The 13,720-nt window shown below is 72.6% G+C and carries 7 protein-coding genes; 4 read left to right on the top strand and 3 right to left on the bottom strand.

Annotation, left to right across the window (positions count from 1 at the left end):
* Positions 1 to 17: 17 nt before the first annotated feature.
* The 4 genes from G446_RS0108365 (at position 18) to G446_RS0108350 (ending at position 8,830) form a co-directional block, all read left to right on the top strand.
* Positions 18 to 2,144: an alpha-1,4-glucan--maltose-1-phosphate maltosyltransferase gene (locus G446_RS0108365; RefSeq protein ID WP_026409818.1), complete on the top strand. Its 2,127-nt coding sequence runs from the start codon at positions 18 to 20 to the stop codon at positions 2,142 to 2,144.
* Between the two features lie 142 nt (positions 2,145 to 2,286).
* The gene (locus G446_RS0108360) at positions 2,287 to 3,771 is read left to right on the top strand and encodes a phosphotransferase (protein WP_026409817.1); all 1,485 of its coding nucleotides are present in this window, start codon (positions 2,287 to 2,289) and stop codon (positions 3,769 to 3,771) included.
* Between the two features lie 15 nt (positions 3,772 to 3,786).
* On the top strand, positions 3,787 to 6,033 hold the full coding sequence (glgB, locus tag G446_RS0108355; RefSeq protein ID WP_026409816.1) for a 1,4-alpha-glucan branching protein GlgB: 2,247 nt from the start codon (positions 3,787 to 3,789) through the stop codon (positions 6,031 to 6,033).
* Between the two features lie 430 nt (positions 6,034 to 6,463).
* A complete protein-coding gene (locus G446_RS0108350) occupies positions 6,464 to 8,830 on the top strand; it encodes a glycogen/starch/alpha-glucan phosphorylase (RefSeq protein WP_026409815.1) in 2,367 nt (788 codons plus the stop codon).
* A gap of 208 nt (positions 8,831 to 9,038) precedes the next feature.
* On the opposite strand, the gene G446_RS0108345 is transcribed toward G446_RS0108350, so the two are convergent.
* From G446_RS0108345 to G446_RS18755, 3 genes are all read right to left on the bottom strand, one after another.
* Positions 9,039 to 10,007: a tetratricopeptide repeat protein gene (locus G446_RS0108345; protein WP_026409814.1), complete on the bottom strand. Its 969-nt coding sequence runs from the start codon at positions 10,005 to 10,007 to the stop codon at positions 9,039 to 9,041.
* Between the two features lie 134 nt (positions 10,008 to 10,141).
* A complete protein-coding gene (locus G446_RS0108340; protein WP_026409813.1) occupies positions 10,142 to 11,161 on the bottom strand; it encodes a DUF8094 domain-containing protein in 1,020 nt (339 codons plus the stop codon).
* The gene (locus G446_RS18755; protein ID WP_051285792.1) at positions 11,158 to 13,374 is read right to left on the bottom strand and encodes a hypothetical protein; all 2,217 of its coding nucleotides are present in this window, start codon (positions 13,372 to 13,374) and stop codon (positions 11,158 to 11,160) included. Before G446_RS18755 ends, G446_RS0108340 begins: the two co-directional genes overlap by 4 nt.
* Between the last annotated feature and the right edge of the window lie 346 nt (positions 13,375 to 13,720).

Genomic DNA, 13,720 nt, shown 5'->3' with positions numbered 1-13,720 from the left:
CCCCGTACTCTGGTCCTGTGACGCTCAACACGACCTCCTCCGCCAGTCCCGATGCCCCCCAATCGAACGACCCGTCCGCCGGGTCGGCGCCCCCGTCCCCGCCGCTCCCGGCCCCCTACTCCTCCATCGGGCGCATCCCGGTCACCGAGGTCTTCCCGGTCGTCGAGGACGGGCGCTGGCCGGCCAAGGCCGTTCCGCGCGAGGTCTTCCCCATCCGCGCCACCGTCTTCCGCGAGGGCCACGACCGCTTCGGCGCCACCGCCGTCCTCGTGCGCCCCGACGGCACCGACGGCCCCAGCGCCCGCATGGTCGAGATCCTGCCGGGCCTGGACCGCTACGAGGCGCGCCTGGCCGCCGACGCGCCCGGCGACTGGGGCCTGCGCGTGGAGGGATGGTCGGACCCCTACGGCACCTGGAGCCACGACGCCGGCATCAAGGTCCCCGCGGGCGTGGACGTCGACCTCATGCTGGAGGAGGGCGCCCGCATTATGGACCGCGCCGCCGCCGTGCCGGGCCGGGAGGAGGCCGACGCCGCCGTCCTGACCGACGCCGCCGCCGCCCTGCGCGACGAGTCGGCCCCGGCCGCCCAGCGCCTGGGGGCGGGTCTGTCCGAGGATGTCGTCGCCGTCCTGGACCGCCTGCCCCTGCGCGACCACGTCTCGCCCAGCGCCACCTACCCCCTCCAGGTCGACCGCACCCGCGCCCTGGCCGGCTCCTGGTACGAGATCTTCCCCCGCTCGCTGGGCTCGAGCCGCGACGCGGACGGCACCATGCGCACCGGCACCCTGCGCACCGCCGCGCAGAACCTGGACCGCATCGCCGCCATGGGCTTCGACGTGCTCTACCTCACCCCCGTCTCGCCCATCGGCACCACCAACCGCAAGGGCCGCAACAATACGCTGGTAGCCCAGCCCGGGGATCCCGGTTCGCCCTACGGCATCGGCTCGGCCGACGGCGGGCACGACGCCATCAACCCCGAGCTGGGCGGCGTCGAGGACTTCATCGCCCTCGTCGCGCGCGCCCGGGAGCTGGGCATGGAGGTGGCCCTGGACCTGGCCCTCCAGTGCTCGCCGGACCACCCGTGGGTGACAGAGCACCCCGAGTGGTTCACGATCCTGGCGGACGGATCCATCGCCTACGCGGAGAACCCGCCCAAGAAGTACCAGGACATCTACCCCCTCAACTTCGACAACGACCCGGAGGGCATCTACGCCGCGATCCTGGACGTCGTGAACACCTGGATCGGCCGGGGCGTGACCATCTTCCGCGTCGACAACCCCCACACCAAGCCGCTGACCTTCTGGCAGCGGCTCCTGCGCCAGATCCACGCCGAGCACCCGGATGTCCTCTTCCTCGCGGAGGCCTTCACCCGCCCGGCCATGATGCGCACCCTGGGCGAGATCGGCTTCCACCAGTCCTACACCTACTTCGCGTGGCGCAACACCAAGCAGGAGCTCATCGACTACATGGTCGAGCTCTCCCAGGACACGGCCCACGTCCTGCGGCCCACCTTCTGGCCCACGACCCACGACATCCTCACGCCCTTCATGACCAACGGGAAGGTGCCCGCCTTCAAGATCCGGGCCGTCCTGGCCGCAACCATGTCGCCGTCGTGGGGCATCTACTCCGGCTACGAGCTGGCGGAGTCGACCCCGCGCCCCGGCTTCGAGGAGCAGATCGACAACGAGAAGTACGAGTTCAAGCCGCGCAACTTCGCCGCGGCGCGCGCCAACGGCATCGCGACCCTGCTCACGCGCCTCAACGCCGCCCGCGCCGCCCACCCGGCGCTGCTCCAGCTGCGCGACATCTGGTTCCACGGCACGAGCGACGACAGCCTCATCGCCTACTCCAAGCACGTCGACGCCGCCCACTCGCCCATGGGCGAGGACGACGTCGTCCTGACCGTGATCAACCTCGACCCGCACCGCGCCCGCGAGGGCGAGGTCTACCTCAACCTGGAGGCCCTGGGCCTGCCGCCGGGCACCGACGGCTCCCACCCGGTCCTGCGCGTGACCGACGAGCTGACCGGCGCGGCCTACGAGTGGAGCGGGCAGAACTACGTGCGCCTGGACCCCTTCGAGGGGCGCGTCGCCCACGTCTTCCGGGTCGAGCCCCTGACCAAGCCCCCGACCGATTCCCGGTGAGCGGGGCGGGGCCCGGCCCCGGTCCGGGCCCCGCCCGGGCGGGCGCCGGTCGAGATCCGGCGCCCGCCCCTCCGCTCCAACCGAACCTCCATTCCGCCCGTCCTTTTCAATACAACCCGCCCGACTACGACAAGGAGCGATAATGCCCCCCACCGATCCGACCGGACCCTGGCCCGAGCAGCAGGTCCTGCTGACCCGCCTGGCGGCGTGGATGAGCGAGCGCCGCTGGTTCCCGCTCAAGGATGAGCAGCCGCCCGACGGCGCCGCGCTGCGCGTGGTGGCGGACTCGCATCTGGCCCCCGGGGTGCGCGACCTGGTCGTGGCCGTGCCCCGCGCCGGCCGCGACCCGGTCCTCATGCACGTGCCCCTCGTCCTGGACTCCCCCGGGGCCCTGGAGCGCCTCACCGGCGCGGGCGAGGCGCCCGGCGCGGCCGGCTTCGCCCTGCCGGACGGGACGGCCCTCGTGGACGGCCCGCACCACCCGTCCTTCTGGCGGGCCTGGGCCCGGGCGGCGCTGGCCGCCGGGACGACGCTGCGCCCCGAGGCGACCACCGCCGTCGTCCAGCGCGCCGAACGACTGCGGGTCACCACCGGGGAGCAGTCGAACACGAGCGTCATCCTGCCCGCGCCGAGCGGGGCCGACGACGCCGCCGGGGCCGAGGACGCGGCCACGGAGGGCCTGATCATCAAGCTCTTCCGCGTCCTGGCGCCCGGGCGCAACCCCGACGTCGAGGTCTCCGTCGCCCTGGCCCGCGACGGCTGGGACCAGGTGAGCAGCCCCGTGGCCTGGTCGACCCTGTCCTTCCCCGACCCGGACTCCGGCGAGCAGGCGAGCGCGGACTCCGCCGTGGCCGCGGCCTTCATCCCGGACGCCGAGGACGGCTTCGCCCTGTTCTGCTCCCTGGCCGGCTCCGACGACGGCGAGGCTGGCGGGACCCGGGCGCGCGCCGTGTCCCTGGCCGCCGACCTGGGGGTCACGACGGCGCACATGCACGAGCACCTGGCCGCCGCCATGGGCACCGCCGACCCCGGCTCCCCCGCGGACCTGGCGGCCGCGCTGGGCGAGCGCGCCTCCTGGGCGCTGGGCGAGGTGCCCGAGCTGACCCGGGCCGTGCCCGACCTGGAGGCCCGCGTGGAGGCGGGGCTGGACGAGCTCAGGGGCCTGGAGGAGCTGCCGCCCGCCACCCGCGTCCACGGCGACTACCACCTGGGGCAGACCCTGCGCGGCAGCGGCGGGCAGGGCCGCTGGTACGTCCTGGACTTCGAGGGCGAGCCCCTGCGCCCGCTGGCCGATCGCTCCCGCCCCGACCAGCCGCTGCGGGACGTGGCGGGGATGCTGCGGTCCTTCGACTACGCGGCCGCCGTCGGCGGGGCCGCCGACCCCGGCTGGCTGCCGGCCGTGCGCTCCGCCTTCCTGGACGGCTACCGCTCGGCGGCGCCGTCGACCGGAGCGGCCGGACACGCCGCCGACGTCCTCATGGGCGTCCTCGAGCTCGACAAGGCCCTGTACGAGGCCGTCTACGAGGCGCGCAACCGTCCGGACTGGCTGAGGATTCCGCTGAGCGGAATTCGTCATGTCCTGCGAGCAAAGTCCCCCGCTGAGCAGTCCCCTCATGGGACAGTATGAGTCATGAGCGACCCCATGACCTCCGAGCCCGCCGCCGAGCCGAACTCCACCGGAGCCACCGACTCCCCTCCCGCCCCCGAACCCGTCAGCGTCGAGCCCTGGGTGCTCGCCGACGTCGCCTACGCGCGGTACTACAACCCGCACGAGGTCCTGGGGGCCCACCTGGGCGACAGCGGCGTGACCATCCGCACCGTCCGCCACCTGGCCGACGCCGTCACCGTGATCACCGCCGAGGGCTCCTTCCCGGCCACCCACGAGCAGGACGGCGTGTGGGTGGCGGTGGTGCCCGGAGACGCGATCCCGGACTACCGCCTCGACGTCACCTACGGGGAGGAGACCACCCGCGTCGACGACCCGTACCGCTTCATGCCGACCCTGGGGGAGATGGACATCTACCTCATCTCCGAGGGCCGTCACGAGGAGCTGTGGGAGGTGCTGGGCTCCCACATCAAGCGGTACTCCGGCCCCATGGGCGAGGTGGAGGGCACCGCCTTCGCCGTGTGGGCGCCCAACGCCCGGGCCGTGCGCGTCGTCGGCGACTTCAACTACTGGGACGGCACCGCCACGGCCATGCGCTCGCTGGGCTCCTCGGGCGTGTGGGAGCTGTTCATCCCCGGGGTGGGCGTGGGCGCCCGCTACAAGTACGAGATCTGCTTCGGCGACGGCTCCTGGCACCAGAAGGCGGACCCGCTGGCCCGCGCCACCGAGGTGCCCCCGGCCACCGCGAGCGTGGTCACCGACCGCTTCCACGAGTGGGGCGACGACGAGTGGATGACCAGGCGCGCCGCCACCGACCCGCACTCGGGCCCCATGAGCATCTACGAGGTCCACATCGGCTCGTGGCGCCAGGGCCTGGGCTACCGCGGCCTGGCCGAGGAGCTGGTGCCCTACGTCAAGGAGGCCGGCTTCACCCACGTGGAGTTCCTGCCGGTGGCCGAGCACCCCTTCGGCGGGTCCTGGGGCTACCAGGTCTCGGGCTACTACGCGCCCACGGCCCGCTTCGGCACCCCCGACGACTTCCGCTACCTGGTCGACCAGCTCCACCAGGCGGGCATCGGCGTCATCCTGGACTGGGTGCCGGCGCACTTCCCCAAGGACGAGTGGGCGCTGGCGCGCTTCGACGGCACCGCCCTGTACGAGGACCCGGACCCCCAGCGCGGCGAGCACCCCGACTGGGGCACCTACGTGTTCAACTTCGGCCGCAACGAGGTGCGCAACTTCCTGGTGGCCAACGCCCTGTACTGGCTCAGCGAGTTCCACGCCGACGGCCTGCGCGTGGACGCCGTCGCCTCCATGCTCTACCTGGACTACTCCCGCAAGGAGGGCCAGTGGCACCCCAACCAGTTCGGCGGGCGCGAGAACCTGGAGGCGATCAGCTTCCTCCAGGAGGCCACGGCCACGGCCTACCGGAAGAACCCGGGCACGGTCATGGCCGCCGAGGAGTCCACCGCCTGGCCGGGGGTGACCGCCCCCACCGAGTACGGCGGGCTGGGCTTCGGGCTGAAGTGGAACATGGGGTGGATGAACGACACCCTGCGCTACCTGGCGGAGGAGCCCATCAACCGGCGCTACCACCACGGCGAGCTGACCTTCTCGCTCGTGTACGCCTTCTCCGAGCAGTTCGTCCTGCCGCTGAGCCACGACGAGGTCGTGCACGGCAAGGGCTCCCTGCTGTCCAAGATGCCGGGCGACCACTGGCAGGAGCTGGCCGGGCTGCGCGCCCTGTACGCCTACCAGTGGTCCCACCCGGGCAAGCAGCTGCTGTTCATGGGCAGTGAGTTCGGCCAGGGCACGGAGTGGAACTCCGACACCTCCCTGGACTGGTGGATCCTGGCCGACGACCCGGGCCACCAGGGCCTGCTGCGCCTGGTCAGCGACCTCAACGCCCTGTACAAGGACTCCCCGGCGCTGTGGGCGGAGGACTTCTCCCACCGCGGCTTCGAGTGGATCGAGGCGGGCGACGGCGACCACAACGTCCTGTCCTACCTGCGCAAGGGCACCAGCGCGGACGGGCGCAGCGACCTCATCGTGGCCATCATCAACTTCGCCGGCACCCCGCACGAGGGCTACCGGGTGGGCCTGCCCTTCGCGGGCGGCTGGGATGAGGTCATCAACACCGACTCCCCGGACTACGGCGGCTCGGGCGTGGGCAACCTCGGGCACGTCGAGGCCGAGGAGCTGCCGTGGAACGGCCGCCCGGCCTCGGTGCGGCTGCGCGTGCCCCCGCTGGGCGCGGTCTTCCTGCGCCCCTCGCAGGACTGATCCGCCCCCGCCGCCGCAACCGGCGGAAATGACGCGCGGGACCGGCGGAAGCCGCGCATCCTGCGGATGACTCGGCGCGGCCGGCCAATCGGGCGGGCCGGGGGCGGGGGCGCGGGCCGGAGCGGCCCGCGCCCCCGCCCCGACGCCGAGACGCGCATTCCGCCCTCGAGATCCAACCGTCGTTCTCGAGGGCGAAATGCGCGTCTCGGCGAGGAAGGCGAGAATGGGGCCGCCCGCCGTCGGACCGCGCGGGCGCCGACCGTGCCCTGTGCTACACCCGCTCCCCAGGCGCCGCACCACGGGCTTGGGTATCCTCGCAGTGGGGCGGACGGGTTCGACGCCCAGCTTCGCGCCCCCGTCTTCCCGAATGCCCGCCGACAGTTCCGTGCAAATCTTGCACGCCGCTCCGAAGCCCGACAGGGGAAGAAGAATGACGCAGAACCTGATCTCCACCGTGCCCTCGCAGGTGCGCGCGGTCTCCGGCCACCCGGCCGGCGCCTCCACCGAGATGGAGGTGTGGCAGGGCCTGTCAGCCGCCGTCGTCGACGCCATCGCGGACGACTGGTACGCCACCGAGCAGCGCTACCGGGAGGGCCGGATGGAGCACTACTTCTCCGCCGAGTTCCTCATGGGGCGCGCCCTGCTCAACAACCTGACCAACCTCGGCCTGGTCGACCAGGCGCGCGAGGCGGTGGGCGCCTTCGGCCAGGACCTCACCGACATCCTCGAGCAGGAGCCCGACGCCGCCCTGGGCAACGGGGGCCTGGGCCGCCTGGCCGCCTGCTTCCTCGACTCGTGCGCCACCCTCGAGCTGCCCGTGACCGGCTACGGCATCCTCTACCGCTACGGCCTGTTCAAGCAGCTCTTCTCCGACGGCTTCCAGACCGAGCACCCCGACTCCTGGATGGAGGAGGGCTACCCCTTCATCATCCGCCGCGAGGAGGCCCAGCGCATCGTCACCTACAACGACCTGACCGTGCGCGCCATCCCCTACGACATGCCCATCACCGGCTACGGCACCAAGAACGTGGGGACCCTGCGCCTGTGGCGGGCCGAGTCCATGGAGGACTTCGACTACGACGCCTTCAACTCCCAGCGCTTCACCGACGCCATCGTCGAGCGCGAGCGCACCGCCGACATCTCCCGGGTCCTGTACCCCAACGACACCACGTACGAGGGCAAGGTCCTGCGCGTGCGCCAGCAGTACTTCTTCTGCTCGGCCTCCCTGCAGGAGATCATCGAGAACTACATCACCCACCACGGCGAGGACCTGTCCGGCTTCGCCGACTACAACGCCATCCAGCTCAACGACACCCACCCGGTGCTGGCCATCCCCGAGCTCATGCGCCTGCTCATGGACGAGCACCACCTGGGCTGGGACACCGCCTGGGACATCGTCACCCGCACCTTCGCCTACACCAACCACACGGTCCTGGCCGAGGCGCTGGAGACCTGGGAGATCTCCATCTTCGACCGCCTCTTCCCGCGCATCATGGAGATCGTCTACGAGATCGACCGCCGCTTCCGCGCCGACCTCGCCTTCCGCGGCGTCGACGGGGGCACGATCGACTACATGGCGCCGGTGGCGCACGGCCGGGTCCGCATGGCCTGGATCGCCTGCTGCGCCTCCTACTCCATCAACGGCGTCGCCGCCCTGCACACCGAGATCCTCAAGCGCGACACCCTCAAGGACTGGTACGCCATCTGGCCCGAGCGCTTCAACAACAAGACCAACGGCGTCACCCCGCGCCGCTGGCTGCGCCAGTGCAACCCGCGCCTGTCGGCCCTGCTGGACGAGGTCACCGGCTCCGACGCCTGGGTCAAGGACCTGACCGTCCTGGCCGACTACGCCGACGCCGCCGACGACGCCGTCCTGGACCGCCTGGCGGAGGTCAAGCGCGCCAACAAGGCCGACTTCGCCGCCTGGGTGTCCGCGCGCGAGGGCGTCGAGATCGACCCGGACGCGATCTTCGACGTCCAGGTCAAGCGCCTGCACGAGTACAAGCGCCAGCTGCTCAACGCCCTGTACATCCTGGACCTGTACTTCCGCCTCAAGGGGAACCCGGACCTGGAGGTGCCGAAGCGGGTCTTCATCTTCGGCGCCAAGGCCGCGTCCGGCTACATCCGGGCCAAGGCGATCATCAAGCTCATCAACACCATCGCCGACCTGGTCAACAACGACCCGGTGGTCTCGCGCACGCTCAAGGTCGTCTTCGTCCACAACTACAACGTCTCCCCGGCCGAGCACATCATCCCGGCGGCCGACGTCTCCGAGCAGATCTCCATGGCCGGCAAGGAGGCCTCGGGCACCTCCAACATGAAGTTCATGATGAACGGGGCGCTCACGCTGGGCACCCTCGACGGCGCCAACGTCGAGATCCTCGACGCCGTGGGCGCGGACAACGCCTACATCTTCGGCGCCACCGAGGACGAGCTGCCCGGCCTGCGCCGGTACTACGACCCCCGGGTCGCCTACGAGTCCGTCCCCGGCCTCAAGCGGGTCCTGGACGCCCTCATCGACGGCACCCTGGACGACAACGGCACCGGCTGGTTCGCGGACCTGCGCCGCAGCCTGATCGACTCCGGCTACGAGCAGTCCGACGTCTACTACGTGCTGGGCGACTTCGCCGCCTACCGCGAGACCAAGGACCGCATGGCCGCCGACTACGCCGACCAGCGCGCCTGGCAGCGCAGGGCGTGGGTCAACATCACCGGCTCGGGGCGCTTCTCCTCCGACCGCACCATCAGCGACTACGCCCGCGAGGTGTGGAAGATCGACCCCGAGCCGATCGCCTGACCCCGCCCGCTTCTTCGCCGGAACCGGCGGAGGCGGCACGCGAAGAGGCGGCCCTGCCCGATCGGGCCGGGCGCCGCGCTCCGATCGGGCTGAGGGGCCGACGCTCTCCGCCGGTCTCACGTGCCGCTTCCGCCGGTTTCGTGTGCCTCTTCCGCCGGTTTCGGCGAAGAGGGCGGCGGCGCGGAGACGGAGAGGGGACCGGAGTGGCTCAGAACAGAATGGCGGCGAGTTGACGGCGGGCGCGGGCGACCTCGGGGGCCGACGAGCCGATGACCTCGAAGAGCTCGAGCAGCCGCAGCCGCGCCGTCTCCCTCTCCTCGCCGGCGTGGCTGCGCACCGCCTCCAGGGCGCGGCCCAGCGCGACATTGATGTCCCCCAGGGCCAGGGCGGCGTCGGCCCCGGCGAGCTGGTCCTCCACGCTCGCCCCCGGGGCGTCCGCCGCGGCCAGCAGGGCGCGGGGGTCCTTGCCGTCCATGCGCCCGAGCATGCGGATCTGGGCCCGCGCCACCTTGAGCTCGTCGTCGGCCGGGCTCTGGGCGATGGCATGGTCATAGACGTCCTCGGCGGCGGCGTAGTCGCCGCGCTCGAGGGCCTCGCGGGCGGCGCGCTCGACCTCGGTCTCCTCGGGCTCAACCGGTTCGGCGTCCGCGGCCTGCGGCGCGAGGCTCCCGGTCACGCCGTTGCGGGCCGCCAACTCCAGCAGCTGGTCGAGCAGCTCCCGCAGCTGGTCGGCGGGGATCGCCCCCTGGAACAGCGGCACCGGCTGCCCGGCGATGAGGGCGACGACGGTGGGCACGGCCGCGACCTGGAGCGCCCGGGCGACCTCCGGAGCGGCGTCGACATCCACCCGGGCCAGCTGGAAGCGCCCGGCGTACTCCTGGGCCAGCGTCTGGAGCTGTCCGGCCAGGTCGGTGGAGACCTGGGACCGCGAGGCGTGGAGGACGACCACCACCGGCACCCGCGTGGAGGTCTCGGCGACCTCGCGCAGGTTCTGTGCGTCGACGTCGACGACGAGGGGCCCCGGCACGACCCCCTCCCCCGCAACGGCGCCCGTCGTCGCGCCGGCGCCCGCGGTCCTCGCCGCCCCGGCGGCGCCCGCGGACGGTGCGGACGGTGCGGGCCCGCCCGTCGAGCGGGGTGAGAGCGAGGACAGGTCGACGGCGCCGAACATGCTCATGGTGCGGGTGTCCTTCCCGGGCGGTGCCCGATATGCGCCCGACGGCGGCCCGGGGACGCCGAGAACGGGCGGATTGCGAAAGCGTGGCTGTGAGGAGGCTACGCCACCGAGTCGGGGAACCGGATCCGCCCGTCTTACCCGGTGGGCGCCTGGGAGTCGTCGCGCTCGGCCTTGGCCAGGGTCCGATCCACTCCTACGACGACGGACTGGCCGCCCTCCGAGGCGGACGGAATGGAGAAGGCGACCATGGCGTCGTACGTGGCGGTCACGGTGCCGACCACCGACGCGTTGTCCCCCAGCATCTTGACAATGGCGGGGTCCGTCACGTTGATGGTCGAGCGCGCGACCGTGTTGCGATACACGCTGCTGAAGGTGACCGTGGTCACGACCAGTGCGCCATTCGCGTTGGTCCTCAGCCCCTTGAACCCGTCCGAGCCCGCGGCCGCCGTGACGGTCATCGTGCCCATGCCCCCCAGGTCGATGCTGCGATCGGAGGCGATCTTCTGACGCAGGAGGTCGTCGGCGAAGGCGGTGCCGTTCTCTCCGGTGGGGTTGTTGAGGGCGTCGAGGTAGGCGTCGAGGACCTCCTGGGGCGTGGCGACCAGCCCAGTCGCGTCCGCCGACACCGACTCGCTGCCCACCTTGATCCCGGGGGTGGTGGGCACCTGAGACAGGCGGAGAGGGGCCCAGCCCCACAGCTGGTAGTGGCTGCGGGCGTCGTCCTGGGTGAGGATGAGCAGGTAGGGGGCCTGCCCCTCGGCCGCGGGCTCGGTGACGACGAGGGCGGTGCGGGGGAAGTCCGCGGTCAGGCCCACAGCCTCCATCTGGCTCGTGGTGATGAAGGTGTGGATGTATTTTTGGTCGTCGCCCGTGGCCTGGGCGACCGCGTACTCCTCGGCGCGCACGCGCGCGGCGGGCCCGGTGAGGTATCCGGCGAGGGAATCGGGGCTCTTGGCGGCGTCGGCCGCATTGAGCCCGGTCTGAATGCGCTCGAGGACCGCCGCCAGCTTATCGGAGGTGAGGGCGGGGTGCGCCGAGGGCGTCGCGGCGACGGAGGGCGCGGGGAGGCCCTGTTCGACTTCGGCGCAGGCGGCCAGAGCGGCGCCGACGGCGGTGGCCACGGCTCCGCTCAGGAAGACTCGGCGGGTACTCATCGAGTGTTCTCCTTGTCATCGTCTCCGGCGCCATCGGGTCCGGGGACCAGGCCCAGCGGGTTGGTGTCGTCCAGCCCGCGGGAGGCGCGGTAGGCGGCTGTCGCCCGCTCGTCGAGCCCGGGTACGACGCCGCCGCCGCGCGCGGCTCCGGGATCCGGCTCGGGAAGGTAGTCGGACGGTGGCTGACCGGACCACGGCGCCGGACCGTAACCGGAGTCCGGCGCCGCGCCGTAACCGAAGTCGGGCTGGGCGCCGTAGCCGGCCTCGGGCGCGGGCTGGGCGCCGTAGTCGGTCTGGAACTGCGGGCCGAAGCCCGACTCGGGCGCCGCGCCGTAGCCGGAGTCGGGCTGGGCGCCGTAACCGGAGTCACCCGCCCCGGGCGCCGCGCCGTAACCGAAGTCGGGCTGGGCGCCGTAGCCGGCCTCGGGGCCGGAGGCGGGCTGATCGGCCCACGGCGCCGCACCGTAACCGGCCTCCGACGCCGAACCGGAGGCAGCGGACCCGTAGCCCGAGTCGGGGGCGGACCCGTAGCCCGAGTCGGGGGCGGGGCCGTAGCCGGTCTCGGGCGCGGGCTGGGCGCCGTAGTCGGTCTGGGGCTGAGGGCCGTAACCGGCCTCGGGCGCCGAACCGGAGGCGGCGGAGTCGTAGCCCGAATCGGGAGCAGGGCCATAACCTGACCCGGGCTGGGCGCCGTAACCAGGATCGTCGGAACCGGGCATCGCGCCGTAGCCGGAGTCGGGCTGGGCGCCGTAGTCGGTCTGGAACTGCGCGCCGAAGCCCGCCCCGGGCGCCGCGCCCTCGTCGAATCCGGCCTCGGGGCCGGGCGCGGGCCGATCGGCCCTGGGCGCCGCGCCGTAGCCGGAGTCGGGCTGGGCGCCGTAGTCGGTCTGGAACTGCGCGCCGAAGCCCGCCCCGGGCGCCGCGCCGTCGTCGAATCCGGCCTCGGGGCCGGAGGCGGGCTGATCGGCCCAGGGCGCCGCACCGTAACCGGCCTCGGGCTGAGCACCGTAACCGGCCTCGGGCGCCGAACCGGAGGCGGCAGGGCCGTAACCCGAATCGGGGGCGGGGCCGTAACCCGAATCGGGGGCGGGGCCGTAGCCCGTGCCGGGAGTGGAGTCGTAGCCGAAGTCGGAGTCGTAACCGGGCCCGGGGGCCGGATCCGATCCGGGGGCAGGGTTGTAGCCGAAGTCGGAGTCGTAGCCCGTCCTGGGCGCGGAGTCGTAGTCGGGCTCGGACTCCGAGGCGAGCGGGACCCCGGGGGCCTCGACGCCGTTGATGTAGACGACACCGGTGCGCGGATCCATCCACTCCTCGCCGTCGGCCTCGGCGCGCTCCTTCTCACGGGTCTCCCGGCGGGTCAACGGCCGATCCGGGTCATCCACGCGCGGCAGGCCGGCCGTGGACACGGAGTCCGCCGTGGCCAGGCGCGCCGCGCGCTCGGCGGCGCGCTGACGGCGCTGGGAGTCCGCACGGCGCATCTGGATGTCGATGAGCAGGCCGAAGACGCCCACGAGCAGGAGCAGGCCGCCCGCGATAATGCCGGGGACGAGCCAGGGCGTGGACACCGCGCGGGGCCAGGACAGGGTGATGCGGGGAGCCGGTCCGGAGCCGTCGGTCGCCGCGAGGAGAACGGTGCCGGGCTCGACGACGTTGTCCAGGGTCACGGTGCCCTGACCGCTCGCCGTCTTGAGCCACAGGTCGGCCTGGGACGGGTCGGCGTTGGAGTCGGCCAGCGTGGTGCAGGCGCCCCCCGACCCGGTCGAGTCCGCCGTGGCGCCATCGGTGGCCGCCCCGGTGGGGGCCCGGGTCGCGGCGGTGGCGTCGGCCCCGGGACTGGCCGTCTGCGTCGGGGCCGCGGAGGCCGGGTCGACGGTCTCGCAGCGCTCGGTGACGGGGGTGGCGGACAGGGTGTTCCAGTCGGTCAGGCCGGTCACCGACAGGTAGGGGTCGTCTGCCAGCCACGCCTTGGCGTCCACGGCGTAGGCGACGGCGAGGAAGACCGGCTGCCCCTCGGCGGTGGCGGTGATGGTGACCGAGGGGTCCACGAGACCGAGTACGCCGGGCTCCGTCAGGACGTAGTGCTGATCGGGCGTCTGGGTGAGCGTCGCCTGCACCGTCGCGCTCGGACGCCAGATGGTGGCGGAGCAGACGGCGAGGGCGATGACAACCAGTCCGAGGATGGTTGCGATCACGCTCACGATGCGTCGAATCACGACGTGGTCTCCTTGCTTCTCGCGGACATGGGCCGGACCGGCGTCTCGCAGGCGCCCGGGCGGGCGCGTGAGCCCAGTCGGGGAGCGCGGCGGGGCCGGGACCCGCACACAACGAGGCGTCCCGGCTCCCAGAATCGCATGCCCGTTCGTCCGGTGCACGGTTCCCGCGGAAGATCACAGCGGCCTGCGCCCTGAGCGGAAACCGGCGACCCCCTCCCGCACCCGGTCCCCGTGGAGCCCGTCCGTCTTTTCCCACCCAATGGCACAACGGGGGTGCGAGCGGGTGCCCGACGCCGATACCCTGTAGCCGGGGCGGCGGAAGCGACCGCCACCAGGAGGAGGGCAT

The organism is Actinomyces dentalis DSM 19115 (assembly GCF_000429225.1).
Classification (GTDB): domain Bacteria; phylum Actinomycetota; class Actinomycetes; order Actinomycetales; family Actinomycetaceae; genus Actinomyces; species Actinomyces dentalis.
This window is presented reverse-complemented; position numbering and strand designations above follow the sequence as displayed.